Source organism: Hydrogenophaga sedimenti, from assembly GCF_051857515.1.
Taxonomy (GTDB): domain Bacteria; phylum Pseudomonadota; class Gammaproteobacteria; order Burkholderiales; family Burkholderiaceae_C; genus Hydrogenophaga.
The window spans coordinates 402,913-425,132 of the sequence record NZ_JBPZHA010000002.1; the positions used below are offsets into that span (position 1 = coordinate 402,913).

Consider the following 22,220-nt stretch of genomic DNA (forward strand, 5'->3'; position numbering starts at 1 on the left):
CTTGCCCGATGCCCCAGATCCTTCTCCTCGAAGACGAACCCGCCATTGCCGACACACTGCTCTACGCGCTGCGCAGCGAGGGCTTCGCGGTCACGCATGTGCAGCTGGCGCGCGAGGCGCTGGCGGCGTTCGCGACGCAACCGCCTGACATTGCCATCCTTGACGTCGGTGTGCCCGACGGCAACGGCTTCGATGTCTGCCGGGCGATCCGCAAGACCAGCGAGCTGCCGATCGTCTTCCTGACCGCACGCACCGAAGAGATCGACCGCATCCTCGGCCTGGAGCTGGGGGCGGACGACTATGTGAGCAAGCCGTTTTCGCCGCGCGAGGTCTGTGCGCGGGTCAAGGCGATCCTGCGGCGCACGGCCAGCGGCAGGGGTGCAGAGCCCGCCGCGGCTTTGGCGACGTCACCGGCTGCGCCGTTGCGGCTGGACGAGGCCGCGCAGCGCATCGCCTGCGGCGGCGACTACCTGGCGCTGACGCGCTACGAGTTCCTGTTGCTGGCCACCCTGTTGCGCCGGCCCGGTCGGATCTTCTCGCGCGCCGAGTTGATGGAGCTGGTCTGGGCCGAGGCGCCCGACACGCTGGACCGCACGGTCGACGCCCACATCAAGATGCTGCGCGCCAAGCTGCGCGAACGTGGCCTGTCGGCGGAGCTGATCCAGACGCACCGGAACATGGGGTATTCGCTGACCCTGTCGCTCTGACGCCATGCGCATCGGCCTCCGTCTCCTGCTCGCCTTCTTCCTGGTCCTCGGCCTGGCGCTGTTCGTGGTGCTGCGCGTCTTCATCGAGGAAGTGAAGCCGGGCACGCGGCTGGCGATGGAGGACAGCCTGGTCGATGCGGCGAATGCGCTGGCGCTGGTGGCGGCGCCGGACCTGAAGGCCGGGACCATTGCGAGCGGCCCGTTTGCACAGGCGATGACGGCGCTGCCGCAGATCGATCCCGGCGCCACCATCTGGGGGTTTCGCAAGGAGCGCATCGGTTACCGCATCACGGTCACCGACGCGCGCGGCATCGTGGTCTTCGACAGCCGGGGCGAAGACCTGGGCAAGGACCATTCGCAGTGGAACGATGTGCTGCGCACCTTGCGCGGCGAGTACGGCGCGCGCTCCAGCGGCGAGAGCGCCTACGACGCCGACCGCACGGTGATGCACGTGGCGGCGCCGGTGCGCGATGGCGACCGCATCGTCGGTGTGCTCACAGTCTCGCGGCCGAACCAGACGCTGGAGCCCTACATCCAGCGCAGCCGCGACCGCATCCTCAACTGGTCGTGGGCGCTGCTGGGCATCTCGCTGGCGATCGGCCTGCTGTTCACCTGGTGGATGGCGAGCTCGCTCTCGCGGTTGCGCGGCTACGCCAACGCGGTGGCGCGCGGCGAACGGGCCGAGCTGCCGCGCATGGGCCGGCTCTCGGGCAACACCGAGTTCGCCGATCTCGCGCAGGCGGTCGAGCGCATGCGCATCCGGCTCGAAGACAAGGCCTATGTCGAGAACTACGTGCACACGCTGACGCACGAGCTCAAGAGCCCGCTGGCGGCGATCCGCGGCGCGGCCGAGCTGCTGCAGGAGCCGATGCCCGAGGCCGACCGCGAGCGTTTCGCGGGCAACATCCAGCGCCAGACCGAGCGCCTGCGGCAGCTGATCGATCGGCTGCTGGCGCTGGCCGACGTGGAGCAGATGCGGCAACTGCGCGCGGTCGAGCCGGTGGACCTGGTGGCGCTCACGCGCGAGCTGCTGCACACGGCCGAACCCCGGCTGCGGCTCAAGGGGCTGCGGGTCGACGTGGCGCAGGGCGCGGAAGTGGCGGTGGTGAAGGGCGATCGCTTCCTGGTCGCGCAGGCGTTGCAGAACCTGCTGGACAACGCGATCGACTTCTCGCCGCATGGTGGTGTGCTGGCGGTGTCGATCGGGCCGGTGAATGGCGGGATCGAGTGGTCGGTGCGCGACGAAGGGCCGGGCGTGCCCGACTACGCGGTGGACCGGATTTTCGACCGCTTCTATTCGCTGCCGCGCGCCGACACGAAGGAGAAAAGCTCGGGCCTCGGGCTGTGTCTCGTGAAAGAGGTCAGCGAGCTGCACGGCGGCACATTGCGGATCGACAACGTGGACCACCCGCGCGGCTGCCGCGCGAGCTGGACGCTGCCGGCCTGACGCGCGCCGCGCCGGCGGCTCAGCGCTGGGTCCGCGTGGCGTCGAAGATGAAGCAGGTGGTGGTCGCGTGGGCGTAGAGCTTGCCGTCGGGACCGACGATGCGGGCTTCGGCGGTCGACATCTGCCGGCCGCTGTGGATCACCTTGCCGATGGCGCGCAGCGGGCCGGTCCTGTCGCTGGCGGCACGCACGATGTTCAGGCCCAGTTCGGCGGTGGTGTAGCCGGTGCCGGCGGGCAGCTTGGTCTGCACCGCGCAACCCAGCGCCGAGTCCAGCAGGGTCGCGTACCAGCCGCCGTGCACGGTGCCCAGCGGGTTGTAGTGCTTGAACTGCGGTTCGCCCTGGAACACCGCGTGGCCGTCGCCGACCTCGATCAGGAAGAAGCCCAGGGTCTCGCTGATCGGCGGGTAGGGCAGCTCGCCACGCAGCAGCGCCTGCATGATCTCCAGGCCGGTCTTGCCGGCGATCTGGTCCGGGGTGGAGACGCCGGCCCTGCCGCCGGCGGCCTCGATGCGCTGGCGCACGGCGGCTTCTTCGTTTTCCCAGCGCAGGCGGATGTTTTCGGTGTCCATGAGCGGTCTTTCAAAAAATGGTTGTATCTGCAATCATTTTAGATACAATCAATCCATGTCCGCAAGCACCCTACCCAAAGCCCTGCCGCAAGGCTGCACCAACCTCAAGCTGCGCCAGTTCATGCGCCGCATGAGCCAGTACTACGACACCGAGATGGCGAAGGCGGGCATCAAGACCACGCAGTACTCGCTGCTGTCCTATGTCGACAAGCTCGGTCCGGTGCGCCCGGGCGAGCTGGCGGACGGACTGAAGATGGACGCCTCCACGCTGACGCGCAACCTCAAACCGCTGGTGGACGCGGGCTGGGTCGTGGTGGAGGCCGGCGAGAACGCGCGCAGCCGGCTGGTGAGCCTGACACCGGCGGGCCGCGAGAAGCGCGCCGAGGCCAAGCGGCGCTGGAAGGTGGCGCAGGAGGGCATCAACCGCCTGCTCGGCGCGGAGCAGGTGGTGGCGCTGCACGCGCTGATCGACCTGTCGATGGACCGGCTCGATCCGGTGGAGACCGCGGGAGAGGGCGATGAGTGAGACCTCCCCGGCAGGCCCGCCGCCGCTGCTGACCAGCCCGATCCTGCCGACGCTGCTGCGGTTTGCGCTGCCCAACATGGGCGCGATGCTGGCGACGGCGCTGGCGGCGATTGCCGAGACGCGTTATGTCGGCGGTTTCGGCTCGCCCGCGCTGGCGGGCATGGCGCTGGTGTTCCCCTTCGTGATGTTCCAGATGATGCTGTCGGCCGGCGCGATGGGCGGTGGCGTGTCGTCGGCGGTCAGCCGCGCGCTGGGCGCGGGCGATCCGGCGCGGGCCAATGCGCTGGCGGTGCATGCGCTGTGGATCGCGCTGGCGGCGGGGGTGGTCTACATGGTCGCGATGCTCACGCTGGGCGAAACCCTGCTGGCGAAGCTGGGCGGGCAGGGCGAGGCGCTGGCGCAGGCCATGGCGTACGCCAACGTGGCCTTTCTCGGCTCGGTGTTTGTCTGGCTGGTGAACACGCTGGCCTCGGTGATCCGCGGCGCGGGCAACATGGCCGTGCCTTCGGTGACGCTGTTCCTCGTGGCGCTGCTGCAGGTGGCGCTGGGCGGCGCGTTCGGCCTGGGCTGGGGACCGTTTCCGCGCCTGGGCATGGCGGGCGTCGCGGCGGGCAGCGTGATCGCCTACGGTGCCGGGGCCGCCTGGCTGTGGGCCTATCTGGTCTCCGGGCGGTCGCGCATTGCGTTGCGGGTGGGCGCCACGCGCTTTCAGCGCGCGCTGTTCGCCGACATCCTGCGTGTGGGGGCGGTGGCCTGCATCTCGCCGCTGCAGACCGTGTTGACCATCCTGATCCTCACGCGCCTGGTGGCGCAGTTCGGCACCGACGCGCTGGCGGGCTACGGCATCGGCACGCGGCTGGAATTCCTGCTGGTGCCGATCGCGTTCGCGGTCGGTGTGGCCTCGGTGCCGCTGGTCGGCATGGCGATCGGCGCCGGTCGCATCGCCCGCGCCCGGCGCGCAGCCTGGACCGCGGCGGCGCTGGCGACGGCCATCCTCGGCGGGCTCGGCCTGATCGTGACGGTGGCGCCCGATCTCTGGACGCGCCTGTTCACGCAGGACCCGGCGGTGCTCGCCGCGGCGGCCAGCTATTTCGGCTGGGCCGGCCCGGTGTATGGCCTGTTCGGCCTGGGGCTGTCGCTGTACTTCTCGTCGCTGGGGGCGGGCAAGGCCATCGGCCCGGTGCTGGCGGGCACGCTGCGGCTGGTGATGGTGGCCGGTGGCGGGGTGCTGCTGGCGATGTGGCAGACGCCGACCTGGACCATCTTCGCGCTGCTGTCGGCCGGCATGGCGGTCTATGGCTTCAGTTCGGTGCTGTTCGTGCGCTTCACGCCCTGGGGTGTGGAGAAAGCCTGAAGCCGTCGCGAGCGGATTTCACATTCGCTTCACACCGCCTGCGTGAGCGCCGCACAGGCGCTTTCCAGAATCGCTCCGTCACAACCCAAGGAGCGAGAAGTGAACCGATTTCCCCTGCTGAGCAAGACCGCCATCATCGGCTTCTTGATGGTGCTGCTGCTGATTCCCCTCTCGATGGTGCGCGAGGTGATCGCCGAGCGCACCCAGAACCGCGAGCAGGCCACGCGCGAGGTGGCTCGCGCCCACGCCGGCGAACAGACGCTCACCGGCCCGGTGCTGCAGGTGCCCTACACCGAGACCTACATCCGCACCGTGATCGTCGACGTGGCGCGCAATACGCAGCGCGAGGAGACCGTCAGAGAAAACCATGTGGCGACGGTGTTCCCGACCATGCTGGACATGCACAGCCGCCTCACCACCGAGACCCGCTGGCGCGGCATCTTTCCGGTCACGGTCTACAACAGCCGCCACGACAGCGCCGGGCGCTTCGTGTGGAAGGGCCTGATGCCGCGCGAGAAAGGCGGGCAGATCACGCTGGGGCAGCCCTGGCTGAGCTTTGGCGTGAGCGACCTGCGCGGTCTGCTTGGCCGGCCGGAACTCAAACTGGGCGGCCATGCCCTGGCCATCGCCGCATCGCCCGCTGGCGCGAATTTGCCTCTGCCGCTGGCCGCGCCGCTGGACGCCGCACTGCTGCAGCCGGGCGCCACGCTGGACTTCACGCTGGGCATGGACCTGGCCGGCACGGAACGCATCGGCTTCGTGCCGCTGGCCGACGACAACAAGGTCACGCTGACCTCGCCCTGGCCACACCCGAGCTTCGACGGTGACTTCCTGCCGCGCAGCCGCTCGGTGACGGCGCAAGGTTTCGAGGCGAGCTGGAGCGTGCCCTCGCTCTCGACGCAGGCGCAGCAGCAGTTCCTGAGCGACGCCAAGGAGCGTCCGCCGGTCGACAGCTTCTCGGTGTCGCTCGAAGACCCGGTCGACGTCTACCGCCTGACCGAGCGCGCGACCAAGTACGGCCTGATGTTCATCGTGCTGACCTTCGCTGCCTTCTTCGTGCTGGAGATGGTCCGCCGCTGGCGCATCCACCCGATGCAGTACCTGATGATCGGCGCCGCCCTGGTGCTGTTCTTCCTGCTGCTGCTCTCGCTGTCCGAGCACCTGGATTTCCGCCTCGCCTATCTGGTCGCCAGCGCCGGCTGCATCGCGCTGCTGGCCCACTACCTGCGCCACGTGCTTGGCGGCTGGCGCGCAGGACTGGGCATGGGCGGCATGCTGGTCGCGCTCTATGGCGTGCTCTACGGCATCCTGATCTCGGAAGACAACGCGCTGATGATGGGCTCGCTGCTGCTGTTCGGCGTGCTGGCCGCGATCATGGTCGCCACCCGCAAGATCGACTGGTACAACGTGATGGGCTCGGGCACTGCCGCTGCGGACCCGGCCGTGTCTGCCAGCCGCGCCTGAGGCGCGCGCCACCATGGCCACCTATCTTCACTTCGCTCCCGCGGTGGCCCTGGCCGCCGCGGTCGGCACCCGCACCGTGGGTTGGCGGCTGATGCTCGCCGGCGCCGTGTGCGGCGTGATTCCCGACCTCGACTTCCTGTCGGTCACCTTGCACCTTGACCGCTACAGCGGCCCCTACGGACACCGCGGCTTCACCCACTCGCTGGGTTTTGCGCTGCTGATCGGCCTGATCGGTGCGTTGTGGCCGGTGCGCGGCGCTGGCGGCAGGCGCCTCCGCGCTTGCCGGGGCCTGTATCTCGCGCTGTGCACTGCTTCGCACCCGCTGCTCGACAGCCTGTTCGATGTGGGCATCTGCAGCGCCTGGTTCTGGCCGCTGGACGGCGCGCGGCACTGCTTCGACTGGCGTCCGGTGCCAATGCAGGGCATTGCCCTGTTCGGCGAGGAACGCTTCCGGATGGAACTGCAGTGGATCGGTGGGCCGCTGCTGGTGCTGGCCAATGCGGGCATGCTGCTGCGGCATGGATGGACCGCTGTCCGGGAACGGCTTCGCCCGCAGCAACAAGGGTTGCCGAAGGTAGAGCGAAGCGCCGTTCCACACCAACCGGCAGGCCCCCGGGAGCGCCGCCGACAGCGCGCCGAAGCCATGCAGGCGGTGGGTCGGGCCTGGATGGCCAGACGCGGTGGCGTGCGCGTCAGTCCAGCGGCAGCGCACTCGTGGACTTGAGCTCGTTGAGGCACACGCTGGAGCGCACGCCGTTGACGCCGGGCTGCTGCGCCAGCGTGCCGAGCAGGAAGTCGGACAGGCCCTTGAGGTCGCGCGCGACCACCTTGCAGACGTAGTCGAAGTCGCCGGTCACGGCGTGGCACTCCAGCACCTGCGCCATCTTGCCGACGGTGCGCTGGAACTTCTGCACTTCCTTGTGCTGCCCGCGCTCCATGGTCACGTGCACGAAGGCGGTCACGCCCAGGCCGAGCCGGTCCGGGTCGAGCCGCGCTTCGTAGCCGCGGATGTAGCCCATCGCCTCCAGCCGCTTGTGGCGCCGGTTGGCCTGGGCGGGCGAGAGGTGCACCTGCGCGGCCAGTTCCTGGTTGCTGATGCGGCCGTTGGCCTGCAGTGCGGCAAGGATGCGGCGGTCCAGCCGATCGAGCGAGGACGGGTGCAAGGATTCTTCGTCGATGGCTTGGTTCATGAAAGGGTCTCTCGCAGGAATGGCTGGACGGCGGATGAAACGAGAGCAAATTGTCCGCCATGCGGCGCAAACTGCCCAGCCATTCGAACCATCACAGGAGACACCCCATGACCCCGCTCACCCCGGACGAGATCCGCGAACGCCTGGCCGCCTTGCCCGACTGGACGCTGGACGCGGAGCAGGGCGCGATCACGCGCAGCTTCGTGTTCGGCAACTTTGCCGAAGCCTTCGGGTTCATGACGCGCATGGCGCTGGTGTCCGAAAAACTCGACCACCACCCCGAGTGGTTCAACGTCTACAACCGGGTCGACGTCACGCTGACCACGCACGACGCCAACGGCCTGTCGGAGCGCGACATCACCTGGGCCAGGGCCGCCGACGGCGCCTTCGCCAGCCGCACGCGCCAGGGAGCCTGAGATGCAGGCCGAAGCCATTCCCGTCAAACACGGTCTGGCCGCCGGCGAGGCCGGTCGCCCCGCCAGCGCCGACTGGACCATCGACCAGGGCTGGAGCCGCTACTCCGCCGCCGAACACGCGACCTGGAAGACCCTGTTTGAACGGCAGACCAAGCTGCTGCCCGGCCGCGCCTGCGACGCCTTCGTGCAGGGCATGAAAGACCTGCCCATCGGCCCCGATCAGATCCCCGACTTTCGCCGCCTGTCTGACGTGCTGCGCAAGCGCACCGGCTGGGAAGTGGTCGCGGTGCCGGGGCTGGTGCCCGACGAGGTGTTCTTCGATCACCTGGCGAACCGGCGTTTCCCCTCGGGCAACTTCATCCGCCAGCCGCACGAGCTGGATTACCTCGAAGAGCCTGACGTGTTCCACGACGTGTTCGGCCATGTGCCGATGCTGATGAACCCGGCGATCGCCGACTTCATCCAGGCCTATGGCCAGGGTGGACTGCGGGCGCAGCAACTGGGCTGCCTGCCGCAGCTGGCGCGGGTCTACTGGTACACGATCGAGTTCGGGCTGGTGCAGCAGGCCGACGGCCTGCGCATCTACGGCGCGGGCATCGCGTCGTCGTTCACCGAATCGGTGTTCTGCCTGGACAGCGCCTCGCCCAACCGGGTGCGCTTCGATCTGGAGCGGGTGATGCGCACGCACTACCGCATCGACGATTTCCAGGAGAGCTACTTCGTGATCCGCGATCTCGAGGAACTGCTGGACTTCACCCGCATCGACTTCGCGCCGCTGTACCAGCGGGCGCTTGCCGGGCCGGAGCACCAGCCGGGCGATGTGCTGGCCGGCGACACGGTGTTCCACCGCGGCGACGGCAGCTACCACCAGACGCGGCGTTGATCCGCCACCCCTCTCACCACGGCGCCTTCGGGCGCCGTGGTCGTTTTGGGGACCTAGGGCAAACCCCGATGCCATCCACGGGTACCCGATTTAAAATTTGATCATTCAATCACAAGTGAATAAATATGCAAACAACCACTTCGAGAGACCGCGATGCGTCGGCGCCCCTGAGCGCCGATGTGGCGGCGGTGGGGCGTTGGCGTGACCGGCGCCAGGCGTTCGCGGCGGCCGGCGCCGACGAGCGGCTGGCATTGCTGCGCGCCAGCAGCACACACATCCGCCGCCAGGTGCTGCAGACCATCCGCCAGGCGGGTCTGGGCCATGTGGGTGGCGACCTGTCGGTGACCGATGTGCTCGTGACGCTGTTCGATGCCGTGCTCGACATCGACCCGGCCGATCCGGCGCGGGTCGACCGGGACCGCTTCATCCTGAGCAAGGGGCATTGCGCCGCGGCGCTGTACTCGGTGCTGGCCCATGCCGGCTTCTTCGACGAAGCGCGCCTGGTGCATTTCGCCGCCGCCTTCTCGCCGCTCAACGGGCATCCGAACCGCCGCAAGGTGCCGGGCGTCGAGACCAACACCGGTCCGCTGGGGCACGGGCTGCCGGTCGCCGTCGGTTGCGCCACGGGTGCGCTGCTGGCGGGCCAGGCCTGGCGCACCTACGTCGTGCTCGGTGACGGCGAGCTGCAGGAAGGCAGCAACTGGGAAGCCGCGATGTACGCCGCCCAGCGGGGACTGGGTGGACTGACCGCCATCGTCGACCGCAACCGCCTGCAGCAGGGTGCCAGCACGGCCGACACCAACGACCTCGAACCCCTGGCCGACAAGTGGGCCGCCTTCGGCTGGGAGACCCATGTGGTCGACGGCCACTCGCACGCCGCGCTGCTGGAGGTGCTCCAGGCACCGGCCGGCGCCCGTCCGCGCGCCGTCATCGCCAACACCATCAAGGGCAAGGGCGTCTCGTTCATGGAGAACGGTGTCGAGTGGCACCACAAGGTGCCCAGCGCCGAACAGGTCGAAGCCGCAATCAAGGAGCTTGCAGCGTGAGCAAGGAAGACAACAGCAGCGGCTTCGATTGCCGGGTGGCGTTTGCCGACGAACTGGCGGCGCTGGCGCGGGCCGACAGCCGCATCGTCGCGGTCTGCAACGACTCGGTGGGTTCAAGCAACCTGGGGGCCTTCCGCAAGGAGTTTCCCGACCGCCTGATCAATGTGGGCATCGCCGAGCAGAACATGGTCGGCGTGGCGGCAGGGTTGGCCAACGCCGGCTTCCGTCCCTTTGTCTGCGCGGCCTCGCCGTTCCTGACCGGCCGCGCGACCGAGCAGATCAAGGCCGACGTCGTGTACTCCAACTTCCCGGTCGTGCTGTGCGGCATGAGCCCGGGCGTGGCCTACGGCGAGCTGGGCCCGACGCACCATTCGATCGAAGACCTGGCCTGGATGCGTGCGATCGACGACCTGCCGGTGATCGTGCCCGCCGATCCGGACGAAACCCGCGCGGCCATGCGCTGGGCCGTCGCCGCAGGGCGCCCCTGCTTCATGCGCATCGGCCGCACCAAGGTGCCGGCGGTGTCGCCGCAGAACGTGACGTTCGAACCCGGGCGTGCGATGACGCTGCGCCAGGGCGCCGACGTCACCATCGTGGCGGCGGGGACCATGGTGGCCAAGGCGCTGGAGGCCGCGGCCATCCTGTCCGAAGGTGGCATCGAAGCGCGTGTGATCAATGCGGCCTCGGTCAAGCCCCTGGACGAGGCGGTGATCCTGGCGGCGGCGCGGGAGACCCGCGGCATCGTCACGGTCGAAGAAGCCATCGTCTACGGCGGTCTGGGTTCGGCGGTCGCCGAGCTGACCGCGCAACAGCACCCGGCGCACCTGCGCATCATGGGCGTCACCGGATTCGCGCCCACCGGTTCGTCCCAGGAACTGTTTGAGCATTTTGGTCTGACAGGTCCGCAAATCGCGCGCACGGCGATGACACTGCTGTAATTTCAAGAGCAGTCCACGATGAGTTCCTTTCACGTTCTTGCCATCGACCAGGGCACCAGTGCGACCAAGTGCGTTCTCGTGAACGCGCGCGGCGAGATGGTGGCCAAGGCCTCGGCGCCGCTGGGTGAGCACTACCCGGCACCGGGCTGGGTCGAACAGGACCCCGCCGCCATCTGGGCCAGCGTGCGGGAGGCCGTGCGTGCCTGCCTGGCGCTCGCGCCGGACGCGGCTGTCTGTGCGGTCGGCCTGTCGACGCAGCGCGAGTCGGCGCTGGTCTGGGAGCGCGAGGGCGCCAGGGCGCTCACGCCATTGCTGAGCTGGCAGGACCAGCGCACCGTGGCGTTGCGCGACCGGCTGATGCAGGCGCAGGGAGACGATCTGGTGCGCGAGCGCTCCGGCCTTCCGCTGGACCCGATGTTCTCGGCGCTCAAGATCCGCTGGCTGCTGGACCAGGACGACGCCTTGATGGCGCGCGCCCGGCGTGGTGAACTGTGCGCCGGCACGGTCGACGCCTGGCTGGTGGCCAACCTGGGCGGCGAGCCGGCGATCGAGGTCGGCAACGCCTCGCGCACGCAACTGCTGGACGTCGGTACCGGACGCTGGAGCCCGGACCTGCTGTCGTATTTCTCGATCCCCGCATCCATGATGCCGGTGGTGGTGTCGTCCCGGCAGCGGCGTGCCAACGCCGACCGGCTGCACGAGCGCCTGGCCGGTGTGCCGGTGCATGGCGTGATGGCCGACTCGCACGCCGCGCTGTACGCCCACGGCGTGCGCGAGCCGGGCGACGTCAAGGCCACCATGGGCACCGGGTCCTCGGTCATGGGGCTGGCCGCCGATGCGCAGGCGCGCAGCCGCGAGGTGTGCCAGACCATCGCCTGGGACGAAGGGGATGGTCCGCGCACCGCACTCGAAGGCAACATCCGTTCGGCCGGCGCCACGCTGAAGTGGGCCGCCGAGCTGTTCGGCATGGACCTGCACCAGGCCATCGAAGAAGCCGGTCGCAACGATCCCGACGGGCTCTGGCTGGTGCCCGGGTTCACCGGCCTGGGCGCGCCGTACTGGGACGCGCACGCGGTGGGCCTGCTCAGCGGCCTGAGCTTTTCCACCGGCCGCGGCCAGGTGCTGGCGGCCGCGGTCGATTCGATCGCGCACCAGGTGGCCGACGTGCTGGATGCGATGGACCGCTGCGCCTCGCCGGTGCGGCGCCTGCTGCTGGACGGCGGGCCTTCCACCAACCCAGAGCTGCGGGGCCGCATCGCGGCCTACATCGGCCGCCCGGTGGTGCATTGCACCGACCCCGAGCTTTCCGCGCTGGGTGTGGCCCACATGGCCGGTCTGGGCGTCGGTCTGTGGGATGCGGACGCCATCGCGCGCCTCCCGCGTGGCCAGAACCAGTCCGGCGACCACCGCTGGAGTCCGGACCGGATCGCCCAGGCGCGCCAGGGATGGCGGCTGGCCGTCGCCCGGGCCCGCCTGCGGGATTGCCCCAACGAAACGCGCGACCGCGCCTGACCCGATGCAGACCGACCTCACGGCCACCATGACCACGCCCTCCACCTCTTCGACGTCCGCCGAACCCGCGTCCCGCGCCCCCTGGCAGGAGCGTGTGTCCGACTACATGCCGCTGCTCAGTCTGGTGGTGCTGTGCTTCGTGTTTTCGCTGACCACGGACACCTTCCTGACGGTGCGCAACCTGCTCAACGTGATCGACCAGCTGACGGTGCTGGGCATCATGGCCCTGGGCATGACGGCGGTGATCGTGATCGGCGGCATCGACCTGTCGGTCGGCTCCGTGCTGGCCGTCTCGATGATGGTGATGGGGGCCATGGCCAACATGCTGGGGGTGCCGATGCCACTGGCGATTGTGGCGGCGCTGGTGGTGGGGGCCTTCTGCGGCGCCTGCTCCGGCCTGCTGATCACCCGCGCCAACCTGCCGCCGTTCATCGCCACGCTGGCCGTGATGTCGATCGCCCGCGGGCTGGCGAACATGGTCACCGACGGCAGCCAGATCGTCGGTTACCCCGAGTGGTTCTCCGCCCTGTCGATCGAGCGCTACTTCGGCTTCATGTCGGTCACGGTGGCGCTGTTCCTGGTGCTGACCGCGGCGGCCGCGCTGTTCATGAAATACCGCGCCGGCGGCCGGGCCCTCTACGCCATCGGTGGCGGCCACGAGGTGGCGCGCCTGGCCGGCATCCCGGTGCGGCGCATGACGCTGCTGGTCTACACGGTGTGCGGGCTGCTGTCGGGCCTGGCCGGTGTGGTGATGTCGACCCGGCTGGACTCGTCGCAGCCCAGCGGTGGCCTGGGGTATGAGCTCGACACGATTGCGGCCGTGGTGATCGGCGGCGCCAGTCTGTCGGGCGGTGTGGGATCGATCTTTGGCACCTTGATGGGCGTGCTGACGATCGGTGTGTTGCGCAACGGGCTGAACCTGATGGGAACGTCTCCGTTCGTGCAGCAGATCGTGATTGGTGTCGTGATCGTGCTGGCCGTGATGGTCGATGCCAACAAGCGCAAGTCCCGTTGATTCCGTGTTCGCTTTTCCTCAACCCCTGAAACCAGGAGACAAATCCATGTTCAAGTTCAACAAGATTGCAATGGCGGTGGTGGCCGGTGTGGCGCTGACCTCTTCGGGCGGCGCGTTCGCGCAGCAGAAGAAGATTGGTCTGGCGGTGGCCAACCTGCAGGCCGAGTTCTTCAACATGATCAAGCAGTCGGTCGAGGCCTACGGCAAGGAAAAGGGTTACACCATCGTCACGGTCGACGCCAAGGGCGACGCCACGACCCAGGTCAACCAGATCCAGGATCTGATCGCGCAGAAGATCGATGCGCTGATCTACATTCCTGCTGGCGCCACCGCTGCCGCCGTGCCGGTGAAGGCCGCCCGCGCCGCCAAGATCCCCGTGATCAACGTCGACCGCAACGCCGAAGGTGCGCCTGGCGACACCTTCATCTACGGCCAGTCCGTGCCGGCGACCACCGCGCTGGGCAAGTGGATCTGTGAGCAGACCAAGGGCCAGGGCAAGGCGGTGATGATCCATGGCCAGAAGGGCACCACGCCCGAAGTCGAACGCACCAAGGGCTTCACCGAAGGCCTGGCCAGCTGCGGCATCAAGATCACGCAGGACCAGTGGACCGAGCGCTGGGCGGCCGACGAAGGCAACAAGATCGCCCAGGACATGCTGCAGCGCGATCCTTCGGTCAACATCATCATCGGCCAGGCCGACGGCATCGCACTGGGCGCGGCGCAGGCCGTGAAGCTGGCCAAGCCGGCGAACAAGGTGTGGGTGGTCGGCTTCGACGGCGACGTCGGCGGCCTCAAGGCCGTGGAGTCGGGCACGCTGGACGCCACCGCCACGCAGCAGACCTTCACCATGGGCCGCATGGCCGTGGACGCTGCCACCGCGCTGATGGCCGGCAAGTCGGTGCCCAAGGACCAGCCGACCGACGCCAAGGTCACGACCAAGGGCAATGTGGCCCAGTTCCTCAAGGCCCACCCCTGAGTCTGACCACGCCCGATTCGCCGCGAGACATCCGATGAGCGTCCACGATTCCTCCCCTGCGCACCACGGCCTGGTCGTGCGCAATGTCGGCAAGACCTACAGCAACAACACCGTGCTGCAGGGGGTGGATCTGGACGTGCGTCCGGGCGAGTGTGTGGCGCTGCTGGGCGAAAACGGCGCGGGCAAATCCACGCTGTCGTCGGTGGTCGCGGGGCTCATCACCCCCGACCCCGGCACCCGCATGTGGTGGCGCGGCAAGGCCTACGGGCCGACGTCGCCCGCCGATGCCCTGCACGCGGGCATCGGACTGATCCACCAGGAGATGCGGCTGCTGCCGCACCTGACGATCGCCGAGAACGTGTTTGTCGGGCGACTGCTGATGAAGAACGGGCGCATCGACATGCCGACCATGGTGGAGCGGGCCCAGGCCCAGCTGCACCGGCTGGGGCTGGACGTGGCCGCGACCAGCAAGGTCGGTTCGCTGCGCGTGGCGGCCCAGCAGCAGGTGGAGATCGCCAAGGCGCTGACCCTGGACGCCCGCCTCCTGATCCTGGACGAGCCGACCGCGGCGCTGGGTGATGAAGAAACCGACCGCCTGTTCGAACAGGTGATGCGCCTGAAGGCCGAGGGCGTGTCGTTCATCTACGTGAGCCACCGGTTGGCCGAGATCGCGCGCATCTGCGACCGCATCGTGGTGCTGCGCGACGGCAAGCACGTGGCCAGCCACGACAACGCCCAGGTGGCGCCGCCGCTGCTGGTGCGCGACATGGTGGGCCGCAACGTCGAGCGCCTGTTTCCGGTCATCGACGCGCCGCCGCCGTCGGCGCCGGTCGCGCTGTCGGTGGAGGACCTGAGCGCGCCCGATGGCAGTTTTCGCCATCTCTCTTTTTCGGTCCGCGAAGGCGAGGTGCTGGGTTTCGCCGGCATCTCGGGCGCGGGCCGCACCGAGGCGATGCGCGCCATCGCCGGCGTCGACCCGATTGCCTCGGGCCACATCACGATCGGCGGCAAGACACTCGTGCCCCGGACCCCGATGGACGCGATCCGCGAGCGCCTGGTGATGGTGCCGGACGACCGCAAGGCGCTCGGGGTCGTGTTGCAGCACAGCCTGTGGGAGAACCTGGCGTACAGCAACTTCGACCAGGTGGCGCCCGGGCGCTGGCTGCGCCCGTCGCGCGCGGTGAAGTTCGCCCAGGACCTGATCCGCAGCCTCGGCATCAAGGGCAACCCGCACCAGAGCGCCGGTTCGCTCTCGGGCGGCAACCAGCAGAAGGTGGTGATCGCCAAATGGATCGCCCGCAACCCCAAGGTCATCATCCTGGACGAGCCGACGCGGGGCGTCGACGTCGGCGCCCGTGCGCAGATCTACGAGGTGATCGCCGAGCTGGCGCGCAAGGGCATGGCCGTGATCGTGGTCAGCTCGGACCTCGAAGAGGTGCTGGGGCTGTCGCACCGGGTGATCGTGCTGTCGCGTGGCGAGATCCGTGGCGAGCTGTCGCAGACCGAAGCGACGGGCGACCGGGTGATGGAACTGGCGGTGGCCTGAGGGGCCCCGAACCACGCCCCAGCGACAATGCCGGCCATGGCCACCCGACGCTCTGCGACCCCCGACCTGTTGCGCCTGACCACCCGTGTGGCCAGCATGTACCACGAACGCGGCCTGTCCCAGGCCCAGATTGCCGAGCAGCTCGGCCTGTCGCAGGCGCGTGTGTCGCGGCTGCTCAAGCAGGCCGAAGAGCTGGGCATCGTCAAGATCACCGTGCACGTGCCCGAAGGGGTGCATGCCGAGGTCGAGACGCAGCTCGAAGCCCGCTACGGGCTGGACGAGGTGATCGTGGTCGAGGTCGACGAAGCGGCGCTGACCAGCGACGAGCTGCTGGCGCAGTCGATGGCGTCCACGGTCGCGAGCTATCTGGAGCTGATGGCGCCCACGCTCAAGAGCATCGGCGTCTCGTCCTGGAGTTCCACGCTGCTGGCGGGAGTCAACGCCATGCGGCCCATCAGTGGCAGCAGCACCTCTTCCATCGTGCAGATCCTGGGCGGCGCCGGCCAGCCCGAGGCGCAGCGGTTTGCCACCCGCCTGACCGAGCGCCTGGCCCAGCTGTGCCACGCCGATCCGGTGTTCATGCTGGCGCCCGGCGTGGTCGCCACGCAGGACGCCAAGCGCGCCCTGCTGGCCGATCCGTCGTGCCGGCAGGCGATCGAGCGCTTTGACGACCTGTCGGCGGTGCTGCTGGGCATCGGCGCGATCCCGCCCTCGCGCATGCTGCGCGAAAGCGGCAACGTGTTTTCCGACCAGGACCTGCTGGACCTCAAGAACGCCGGCGCGGTGGGCGATGTCTGCATGCGCTTTTACGACGAGCAGGGCCGGCCGGTGCACACCCGGTTCGACGAGCGGGTCATCGGCATGGCCCCCGACCAGATCAAGCGCACCCGCCGGCGCATCGGCATCGCGGGTGGACGACGCAAATTCGAAGCCATCCGTGGCGCCCTGCGGGGCGGCTGGATCAGCACCCTGATCACCGACCTGGACACCGCAGAGCGCCTGCTGGCACAACCCTGAGACGGCCCGGCAAGGGCCCACAACGACTGGAGACATTCATGAATCTGTTTTCCCTTCAAGGCGAGGTGGCGATGGTCACCGGCGCCGGCAGCGGCATCGGCCAGCGCATCGCGGTCGGCCTGGCCGAAGCGGGCGCCGACGTCGCGTGCTTCGATCTGCCCGGCCAGTCCGGTGGGCTGGAAGAGACCGCGGCGCGGGTGCGCGCGCTGGGTCGCCAGGCCCTGGTCACCACCGGCGACGTGACCCGCGCAGCCGATCTGGCGGCGGCGGTGCAGGCGGTCGAGTCGCAACTGGGCGCGCTGAGCATCGGCATGAACTGCGCCGGCATCGCCAACGCGGCGCCGGCCGAAGAGATGTCGGAGGAGCAGTGGCGCCGCGTGCACGCGATCAACGTCGACGGCGTGTTCCTCAGCTGCCAGGCCCAGGCCCGCGCGATGCTGCCGCGCAAGAAGGGTGCGATCGTCAACATCGCCTCGATGTCCGGCTCAATTGTCAATCGCGGCCTGCTGCAGGCGCACTACAACAGCTCCAAGGCGGCCGTGATCCACATGAGCAAGAGCCTGGCAATGGAGTGGGCCGAGCGCGGCGTGCGTGTCAACAGCATCAGCCCGGGCTACACCGCCACGCCGATGAACCTGCGCCCCGAGGTGGCCGAGCAGGTCAAGATCTTCGAGCGCGACACGCCGCTGGGCCGCATGGCCTCGGTCGACGAGATGGTCGGGCCGGCCGTGTTCCTGGTCGGGCGCGGCGCTTCGTTCGTGACCGGTGTCGACCTGATCGTCGACGGCGGTTTTGTCTGCTGGTGAGCGGCACCCACATCCCAAGGAGAACCCCATGAGATTCACGGGCAAGGTGGTGGTCATCACCGGCGGCAGCCGCGGCATCGGGCTGGGCATCGCCAGCCGTTTCCTGCGCGAGGGCGCCTCGGTCTGTCTGGCGGCCAACGAAGACAAGGTGCTGGAGGCCGCGACGGCACTGGCAACCCAGGCACCGGACGGTGCGAAGGTGATCGGCGCGGTGGTCGATGTCACCGACCGGGCGCAGGTCAAGGCGCTCTATGCGCGGGTGGCGGCGGAACTGGGCGAGGTCGATGTGTCGGTGCAGAACGCCGGCGTCATCACCATCGCCCGTCTCGAAGACCTCAGCGAGGCCGAGTGGGACAAGGTCATGGACGTCAACACCAAGGGCGTGTTCCTGTGCTGCCAGGAAGCGGCGGTGCGCATGCGCGCGGCCGGCAAGAAAGGTCGCCTGATCAACACCGCCAGCGGCCAGGCGCGCCAGGGTTTTGTCTTCACGCCGCACTACGCGGCCAGCAAGTTCGGCGTCGTCGGCATCACGCAGAGCCTGGCCAAGGAACTGGCCAAGACCGGCATCACCGTCAACGCCTTCTGCCCCGGCATCATCACCACCGACATGTGGGCCTACAACGACGAGGCCTGGGGCAAGCTGCTGGGCAACTACCAGCCCGGGGAGCTGATGGCCGAATGGGTCGAGGGCATTCCCATGGGCCGCGCGGGCACCGGTGAAGACGTCGCCGGCCTGGTGAGTTTCCTGGCCTCGGACGACGCGGCCTACATCACCGGCCAGACCATCAACGTCGACGGCGGCATGTTCATGTCCTGAAGCACGCCGCCGCCGGTCCGGTCACTGGGGCGAGACGAACGTCTCGGCGACCAGACCGTAGGCGCCCATGCTGGGGAAGCGGCGGTGGTTGCCCAGCACCTTCATGCGCGAGATGCCCAGGTCGCGCAGGATCTGCGCGCCCAGACCGTAGGTGCGCAGGTCGGCGTCGTGGCCGGTCTCGACCTTGGGCGGTTTGTTCGTGCGGGGTGCGCGGGCCGCGTGCAGCAGGTCTTCCGACGATTCGGTCGGGTTGAGCAGCAGCGCCACACCCTTGCCTTCGGTCCTGATCGCCTGCAGCGCGGCCGACAGCGGCCAGGAGTGCGGGCTGTTGGTGTCCAGCCAGTCCATCAGCGACACCGGCTCGTGCACCCGCACCATCACCTGCTCTTCGGAGGTCCACTGGCCCAGGCTCAGCGCGAGGTGGGCGCCGCCGAACTCGTCCTGGTAGGTGTGCAGGTCGAATTCGCCGTAGGGCGTGGTCACCGGTCGCTTGGCGACGGTCCTGACCAGCTTCTCGTTCTGGCTGCGGTAGCGGATCAGGTCGGCGATCGAGCCGAGCTTGATGCCGTGTTGCTTGGCAAACTCGACCAGGTCGGGCAGACGGGCCATGGTGCCGTCGTCCTTCATGATTTCGCAGATCACCGAGGCAGGCTGCAGTCCGGCCAGCGCCGCCAGATCACAGCCGGCTTCGGTGTGACCGGCGCGCATCAGCACGCCGCCGGCGGCGGCGCGCAGCGGGAACACGTGGCCCGGCTGCACCAGGTCGCTGGGCTGGGTCTCGGCCGCCACCGCGACCTGCACGGTGCGCGCGCGGTCGGCCGCCGAGATGCCGGTGTCGATGCCGGTGGCCGCTTCGATCGAGACGGTGAACGCGGTGCCGTGTTTGGTGCCGTTGCGGGAGACCATGGGCTGCAGGCCCAGGAAGTCGCAGCGCTCGGGGCTCAGCGTCAGGCAGATCAGGCCACGGCAGAAGCGGGCCATGAAGTTGATCGCCTCGGGCGTGATCTTGTCGGCGGCGATGATGACATCGCCTTCGTTTTCGCGGTTCTCGTCGTCGACGAGCACGACCATGCGGCCGGCGGCGATCTCGGCGACGAGTTCTGGGATGGGGGCAAGCTGGAATTCGGACATGGCGTTGGTCGTCAAAATGGAACGGAATCGGCGGACTCCGCTCTCAGGGCGCGACAAAGCCAGACCAGCCACGGCGCTGCGAAAGCGCGTGGCTGGGGATGGGTTCACGTCTCTTTCATCCGGACTGTCACCGTCGGCCATGGCTCTTGCATCCATGTCTGCTGACCCTGGCGGCGAGGCCGCCAGGCGCTTGCGGGCTCCCGGGGTCCAGGCCCCGAATACCGCCGGTGGGGAATTGCACCCCGCCCTGAGAACGTGGATGGAATTATGCCCGCGGCTAACATTGCCTGCATGAACCGACTTGACACCGAGCACCAGCGCCTGTTTTCCACCGACGACGCCACGCTGGCCGAAGGGCTGGTGCGGCGCATGGTGCTGGGTATCTCGGGTCCGGCCGACTGGCCCCAGCTGGGCGCGGTCTGGCGCGGGGTGCAGGCCGATCTCGACCTGCCCGCGCCGGCGATCGCGGTCAACGGCGTCGATGCCTTCGAGCTGTGGTTCTCGCTGGCCGATCCGCTGCCGGCCGATACCGCGGCGGCCTTCCTTGACAGCCTTTGCGCACGCTACCTGCCCGAGCTCGCGGCCTCGCGCCGGCGCCTGTCGCCATCGCCCGAACCCGGCCTGAACGTCGAGCCAGCGCGCGTCCCGCAACTGCACCCCGAAACCGGTGGCTGGTCGGCCTTTGTCGCGCCCGATCTGGCCGCCGTCTTCGGCAACGAACCGTCACTGGACATCCCGCCCGGTGACGACGCGCAGGCCGATCTGCTCTCGCGCATCAAGTCCGTCACCCGCGCCGAATTCCAGATCGCGATGGCGCGGCTGACGCCCGAGCCCTCGCCGTTCCTGCACGAGCCCGGCTTCGCTGCGCCGCCCCGGGTGCCGGCGGCCGGCGCATCTCGCGGCGGACCATCGACCCACTACGACGACCCACGGCAGTTTCTGTCCGACGTGATGAACGACGCGTCGGTGGCGATGGAGCTGCGCATCCAGGCGGCCAAGGCGCTGCTGCCATGAACCGGGGCTGGTGCGCACTGGTGTTGTGGCTGGCGGCGTTCGCCAGCGCGCACGCCGCCGAGCCGGTCGAGCTGGACTACCGCCTGCGCGCCGACCGCGACCTGGTCAGCGACCAGGTCAACGAGAACGTGATCACCATGCGGGTGCTGAGCGACCGCGGCGTGGTCACCCGTTCGGGCGCGAATGGCGTGACCTATCCGCTCACCTACCACGTCGTCCACCGGCAGCGCTACCGCTACACCACCGGTCCGGCCGGGGCCGATGGCAGTTTTCCGGCGACGGTGTCGGTGCTGGGGCGCCGTTCCAGCCTGCGTCTGGCGTCGGGCGAAGAGCAGCCCATGCCCGGGCAGCCTGCGCTGGACAACTTCGTGTTCAAGGCCATCGTCGGTCCGCAAGGGCGTCTGCTGCAACCCGCCCTGGTTTCCGAGGGCAGCGACGCCGACGCGAACGAAGCGCTCAAGACGGTGCTGGCGAGCGTGCTGGAGCAGGCCGCGCGCATCGAGCCGATCCGCGTCGAGGAAGACAAGGCCGCGCAGCAGGTGGTGAGCCTCAAGGTACCGCTGCCGGGCATCGCGGCGCTGGACCTCAAGATCACCGCCTCCAACCGGCTGACGTCGGTGGCCGACGGCCTGGCCCGGGTCGAGATGGTCTATGTGATGGAATTCGGCGTGCCCGACGGTCCGGTGAAGATCGACGCGACCGGCGCCGGTGGCGGCACCATGGTCTACGACATCGCCACGAAGATCGCGCGCAGCATCGAGACCAACACCCTGATGACCATCGTCGCCGACGTGCCGGACGGCACGCTGGAGTTCCAGATGAACACGCGGCAGACGCAGAAGACGCAGGCGGCAGAGCGCTGAGGGCGCGAGGGCGCCGGTGCCGTCGGCGGTGTGTCGACGGCGGCCGGTTCAGGCCGGCGCCGGGCCGGTGTGCACCGGGGCGCCCGACGCCGCCATCGCCGACCGCAGGATGGTGCCGCTGGTGGATTCGGTGCAGAACAGCGTCTGGCGTCCGGGGCCGCCAAACGCCAGGTTGGTGAGCGAGGCGCCGGTCTCGGCGCGCAGCACCTGCACCGGTTCGGCCCGGTGGTTGAGCACCCAAACGTAAGCCAGTCCCGGGTTGGCCACCAGCAGCTGGCCGGCGCTGTCCATCGCCAGCCCGTCCGGGCCGCTGGGACCATACGAAGTGAAAAACTGCCCGGCCTTGGACACCCCGCCGTCGGCCAGCAGCGGCATGCGCCAGACGCAGTTGCCGCGCGTGGCGGCGACGAACAGGAATTTCTCGTCCAGCGACAGCACGAGGCCGTTGGGGCTGGGCACGTTGTTCAGCAGCACATCGAGCCGGCCCGAGGGGCTGAGCCGGTAGACGCGCCCGGTCGGGTCGTGCAGGCCGGTCTGGCCCTGGTCGGTGAAATACAGGTTGCCTTGGGAGTCGAAGGTGAGGTCGTTCAGGCCCTTGAAGCTCTCGGTGTTGCGCCGGCCCAGGTAGGGCCGCACCGCGCCGCTGCGGCTGTCCACCACCATCAGACCGTTGCGGTAGTCGGTCACCAGCAGCTCGGTGGTGTTCAGGAACTTCATGCCGTTGGGCTCGCCGTCCCACTGCGCCACCAGTTCCCACTCGCCCTGCGGGTCGATGCGGAACACGCGGCCGAACGGGATGTCGGTCACATACAGGTTGCCGGCATCGTCGAACACCGGCCCCTCCAGGAACGAGTCGACCTCGCGCCCGCCCATGTTGGCGTCGCTCCACACCGTGCGCCGGCGCTGGCGGAAGCGCTCGGGCAGGGTGGTGAAGACGTCGAGCGTGCGGATCTCGGGGGGTGTCAGCAGCAGCATGGCGGG

The 22,220-nt window shown here is 68.9% G+C and carries 23 protein-coding genes and 1 riboswitch; of the genes, 19 read left to right on the forward strand and 4 right to left on the reverse strand.

What is annotated here, in order from left to right; genetic code table 11:
- Positions 1 to 8 precede the first annotated feature (8 nt).
- Both creB and creC read left to right on the forward strand, forming a co-directional pair.
- Complete coding sequence (gene creB / locus ACS5NL_RS04575) at positions 9 to 707, forward strand: two-component system response regulator CreB (RefSeq protein ID WP_439352459.1); 699 nt, start codon at positions 9 to 11, stop codon at positions 705 to 707.
- A 4-nt stretch (positions 708 to 711) separates the two neighbouring features.
- Positions 712 to 2,154 carry a two-component system sensor histidine kinase CreC gene (gene creC / locus ACS5NL_RS04580; protein ID WP_439352460.1) on the forward strand — a complete coding sequence of 481 codons (1,443 nt, stop codon included), beginning with the start codon at positions 712 to 714 and terminating at the stop codon, positions 2,152 to 2,154.
- 19 nt (positions 2,155 to 2,173) lie between these two features.
- On the opposite strand, the gene ACS5NL_RS04585 is transcribed toward creC, so the two are convergent.
- The gene (locus ACS5NL_RS04585; protein ID WP_439352461.1) at positions 2,174 to 2,725 is read right to left on the reverse strand and encodes a PaaI family thioesterase; all 552 of its coding nucleotides are present in this window, start codon (positions 2,723 to 2,725) and stop codon (positions 2,174 to 2,176) included.
- Positions 2,726 to 2,780: 55 nt separating this feature from the next.
- Here ACS5NL_RS04585 and ACS5NL_RS04590 point away from each other — a divergent pair, with 55 nt between their 5' ends.
- The 4 genes from ACS5NL_RS04590 (at position 2,781) to ACS5NL_RS04605 (ending at position 6,793) form a co-directional block, all read left to right on the forward strand.
- Positions 2,781 to 3,251 (forward strand): MarR family winged helix-turn-helix transcriptional regulator, encoded by a 471-nt coding sequence (locus ACS5NL_RS04590; protein ID WP_439352462.1) that lies wholly within the window; start codon positions 2,781 to 2,783, stop codon positions 3,249 to 3,251.
- A complete protein-coding gene (locus ACS5NL_RS04595) occupies positions 3,244 to 4,605 on the forward strand; it encodes an MATE family efflux transporter (RefSeq protein WP_439352463.1) in 1,362 nt (453 codons plus the stop codon). Before ACS5NL_RS04590 ends, ACS5NL_RS04595 begins: the two co-directional genes overlap by 8 nt.
- Before the next feature lie 99 nt (positions 4,606 to 4,704).
- Positions 4,705 to 6,069 carry a cell envelope integrity protein CreD gene (gene creD, locus ACS5NL_RS04600; protein ID WP_439352464.1) on the forward strand — a complete coding sequence of 455 codons (1,365 nt, stop codon included), beginning with the start codon at positions 4,705 to 4,707 and terminating at the stop codon, positions 6,067 to 6,069.
- Between the two features lie 13 nt (positions 6,070 to 6,082).
- On the forward strand, positions 6,083 to 6,793 hold the full coding sequence (locus ACS5NL_RS04605; RefSeq protein WP_439352465.1) for a metal-dependent hydrolase: 711 nt from the start codon (positions 6,083 to 6,085) through the stop codon (positions 6,791 to 6,793).
- Here ACS5NL_RS04605 and ACS5NL_RS04610 read toward each other — a convergent pair.
- Positions 6,762 to 7,259, reverse strand: a complete 498-nt coding sequence (locus ACS5NL_RS04610) for an Lrp/AsnC family transcriptional regulator (protein WP_439352466.1) — start codon at positions 7,257 to 7,259, stop codon at positions 6,762 to 6,764. The genes ACS5NL_RS04605 and ACS5NL_RS04610 overlap by 32 nt on opposite strands.
- Positions 7,260 to 7,366: 107 nt before the next feature.
- Here ACS5NL_RS04610 and ACS5NL_RS04615 point away from each other — a divergent pair, with 107 nt between their 5' ends.
- The 11 genes from ACS5NL_RS04615 (at position 7,367) to ACS5NL_RS04665 (ending at position 18,231) form a co-directional block, all read left to right on the forward strand.
- Positions 7,367 to 7,675: a 4a-hydroxytetrahydrobiopterin dehydratase gene (locus tag ACS5NL_RS04615; RefSeq protein WP_439352467.1), complete on the forward strand. Its 309-nt coding sequence runs from the start codon at positions 7,367 to 7,369 to the stop codon at positions 7,673 to 7,675.
- 1 nt (position 7,676) lies between these two features.
- A complete protein-coding gene (phhA, locus tag ACS5NL_RS04620) occupies positions 7,677 to 8,558 on the forward strand; it encodes a phenylalanine 4-monooxygenase (protein WP_439352468.1) in 882 nt (293 codons plus the stop codon).
- 125 nt (positions 8,559 to 8,683) lie between these two features.
- Positions 8,684 to 9,604, forward strand: a complete 921-nt coding sequence (locus ACS5NL_RS04625; RefSeq protein ID WP_439352469.1) for a transketolase — start codon at positions 8,684 to 8,686, stop codon at positions 9,602 to 9,604.
- On the forward strand, positions 9,601 to 10,542 hold the full coding sequence (locus tag ACS5NL_RS04630) for a transketolase family protein (RefSeq protein WP_439352470.1): 942 nt from the start codon (positions 9,601 to 9,603) through the stop codon (positions 10,540 to 10,542). The genes ACS5NL_RS04625 and ACS5NL_RS04630 overlap by 4 nt, the downstream gene beginning before the upstream one ends.
- Positions 10,543 to 10,560: 18 nt before the next feature.
- The gene (locus ACS5NL_RS04635) at positions 10,561 to 12,054 is read left to right on the forward strand and encodes an FGGY family carbohydrate kinase (protein ID WP_439352471.1); all 1,494 of its coding nucleotides are present in this window, start codon (positions 10,561 to 10,563) and stop codon (positions 12,052 to 12,054) included.
- Between the two features lie 4 nt (positions 12,055 to 12,058).
- Positions 12,059 to 13,069 carry an ABC transporter permease gene (locus tag ACS5NL_RS04640; RefSeq protein WP_439352472.1) on the forward strand — a complete coding sequence of 337 codons (1,011 nt, stop codon included), beginning with the start codon at positions 12,059 to 12,061 and terminating at the stop codon, positions 13,067 to 13,069.
- Positions 13,070 to 13,115: 46 nt separating this feature from the next.
- A complete protein-coding gene (locus ACS5NL_RS04645; protein WP_439352473.1) occupies positions 13,116 to 14,045 on the forward strand; it encodes a sugar ABC transporter substrate-binding protein in 930 nt (309 codons plus the stop codon).
- A 34-nt stretch (positions 14,046 to 14,079) separates the two neighbouring features.
- Positions 14,080 to 15,591 carry a sugar ABC transporter ATP-binding protein gene (locus ACS5NL_RS04650; RefSeq protein ID WP_439352474.1) on the forward strand — a complete coding sequence of 504 codons (1,512 nt, stop codon included), beginning with the start codon at positions 14,080 to 14,082 and terminating at the stop codon, positions 15,589 to 15,591.
- 36 nt (positions 15,592 to 15,627) lie between these two features.
- Positions 15,628 to 16,608 (forward strand): sugar-binding transcriptional regulator, encoded by a 981-nt coding sequence (locus ACS5NL_RS04655; RefSeq protein WP_439352475.1) that lies wholly within the window; start codon positions 15,628 to 15,630, stop codon positions 16,606 to 16,608.
- Between the two features lie 38 nt (positions 16,609 to 16,646).
- The gene (locus ACS5NL_RS04660; RefSeq protein WP_439352476.1) at positions 16,647 to 17,414 is read left to right on the forward strand and encodes an SDR family oxidoreductase; all 768 of its coding nucleotides are present in this window, start codon (positions 16,647 to 16,649) and stop codon (positions 17,412 to 17,414) included.
- 28 nt (positions 17,415 to 17,442) lie between these two features.
- A complete protein-coding gene (locus ACS5NL_RS04665) occupies positions 17,443 to 18,231 on the forward strand; it encodes an SDR family oxidoreductase (RefSeq protein WP_439352477.1) in 789 nt (262 codons plus the stop codon).
- A gap of 21 nt (positions 18,232 to 18,252) precedes the next feature.
- On the opposite strand, the gene ribBA is transcribed toward ACS5NL_RS04665, so the two are convergent.
- Complete coding sequence (gene ribBA / locus ACS5NL_RS04670) at positions 18,253 to 19,362, reverse strand: bifunctional 3,4-dihydroxy-2-butanone-4-phosphate synthase/GTP cyclohydrolase II (RefSeq protein ID WP_439352478.1); 1,110 nt, start codon at positions 19,360 to 19,362, stop codon at positions 18,253 to 18,255.
- A 103-nt stretch (positions 19,363 to 19,465) separates the two neighbouring features.
- Positions 19,466 to 19,622: riboswitch (FMN riboswitch) on the reverse strand.
- Between the two features lie 31 nt (positions 19,623 to 19,653).
- Between ribBA and ACS5NL_RS04675 the strand changes: the two genes are divergently transcribed.
- Both ACS5NL_RS04675 and ACS5NL_RS04680 read left to right on the forward strand, forming a co-directional pair.
- Positions 19,654 to 20,376, forward strand: a complete 723-nt coding sequence (locus ACS5NL_RS04675; RefSeq protein WP_439352479.1) for a hypothetical protein — start codon at positions 19,654 to 19,656, stop codon at positions 20,374 to 20,376.
- Positions 20,373 to 21,239 (forward strand): hypothetical protein, encoded by an 867-nt coding sequence (locus tag ACS5NL_RS04680; RefSeq protein ID WP_439352480.1) that lies wholly within the window; start codon positions 20,373 to 20,375, stop codon positions 21,237 to 21,239. Before ACS5NL_RS04675 ends, ACS5NL_RS04680 begins: the two co-directional genes overlap by 4 nt.
- Positions 21,240 to 21,287: 48 nt before the next feature.
- Here ACS5NL_RS04680 and ACS5NL_RS04685 read toward each other — a convergent pair whose 3' ends face one another.
- Positions 21,288 to 22,214 carry an SMP-30/gluconolactonase/LRE family protein gene (locus ACS5NL_RS04685; protein WP_439352481.1) on the reverse strand — a complete coding sequence of 309 codons (927 nt, stop codon included), beginning with the start codon at positions 22,212 to 22,214 and terminating at the stop codon, positions 21,288 to 21,290.
- Positions 22,215 to 22,220 lie beyond the last annotated feature (6 nt).